Origin of the sequence: Phytoactinopolyspora endophytica (assembly GCF_004138495.1) — a bacterium.
Classification (GTDB): domain Bacteria; phylum Actinomycetota; class Actinomycetes; order Jiangellales; family Jiangellaceae; genus Phytoactinopolyspora; species Phytoactinopolyspora endophytica.
This window is the reverse complement of record NZ_ML142857.1, coordinates 36930-37227: the sequence shown is the minus strand read 5'-3', so window position 1 is coordinate 37227 and position 298 is coordinate 36930. Positions and strand designations below refer to the sequence as shown.

Below are 298 nucleotides of genomic sequence, written 5' to 3'. Positions count from 1 at the left end.
GAGCAGAAACGGTGACGTCAGCGCGATGAGTGAGCGGTTCCGGACGGCGGAGCGACCGCCTCCGCGGCGGGAAGGGCGATGACGGCGGCGAGCCCGCGTCCGCCGTCTCGTTCCAGCCCAGACCGCAAGGTGAGACTCCCTCCGGCCGCCTCGACCAGCTCCACGCAGATCGTCAGCCCGAGCCCGGTCCCGGCGGTGTTCTGGTGCCGCTGGGAACGCCAGAAGCGGTGCAGCGCCCGGTCTCGCTCGTCGTCGGTGAGGCCGGTGCCGTCGTCGGCGACCACAAGCTCCACCATCA

At 71.5% G+C, this 298-nt stretch carries 1 protein-coding gene; it reads right to left on the bottom strand.

Going from position 1 to position 298, the window contains the following annotated elements; translation table 11 throughout:
• Positions 1–17 precede the first annotated feature (17 nt).
• The coding region (locus ELR45_RS38285) for a sensor histidine kinase (RefSeq protein WP_205856813.1) at positions 18–298 on the bottom strand (281 nt) is incomplete at its 5' end.